1 rRNA gene is annotated in these 631 nt (G+C 51.7%); it reads left to right on the forward strand.

Features of this window, described 5'->3' with window-relative positions:
- Positions 1–106, forward strand: a 5S ribosomal RNA gene (gene rrf / locus AC27E8_RS11740); the annotation flags it as partial.
- Between the last annotated feature and the right edge of the window lie 525 nt (positions 107–631).

Genomic DNA, 631 nt, shown 5'->3' on the forward strand with positions numbered 1-631 from the left:
TAGCGGAGGGGCAACACCCGTACCCATCCCGAACACGGACGTGAAGACCTCCAGCGCCGAGAATACTGGGAGGGAAGCCTCCTGGGAAGGTAGGTCGTTGCCAGGCGAGTGACAAAGGTCAGGCACATCAGCCTGGCCTTTTTTCATGCGCTCTCTGAGAATTACGTTCGCTACGGCGATCTCTGCACATCTCCCGCCTTCTCGAAATGGAACGTCAAGTTCGTTTATGCATCGTACAAATGCACATGCGGAAAAACTATAAATTGCACTTGAAAACGCATACCTAAATCGTTAAGATCACCGCTGAACCTTATGAATGGTTTCGTAGGACATCAATCGAGGATGAAAAACACCAAGGGGGCATTTGAAGCATGCGTCGAGCAAAATCGTGGCTTGTCGGCACCTCTGTCGTGATGGTGCTGGGGGTAACAGGGTGCGGGACTGGGGCAAATGGAACGGTGTCTGTATCCTCTGGAGCAGCACCGAGATCCCGACTTCGACAGTTGGACATAGCACGTAGACTCATGGATGGATGTGGGATCCTATTGCGGCGCGGCTTGTCGGACTTATCCACAGGCATGCGCCGTGTTTTCATTTGTATTTTTGTAGGCATGCGTTTTGTTGTGGATAA

This window comes from Alicyclobacillus sp. CIJ1 (assembly GCF_057538885.1).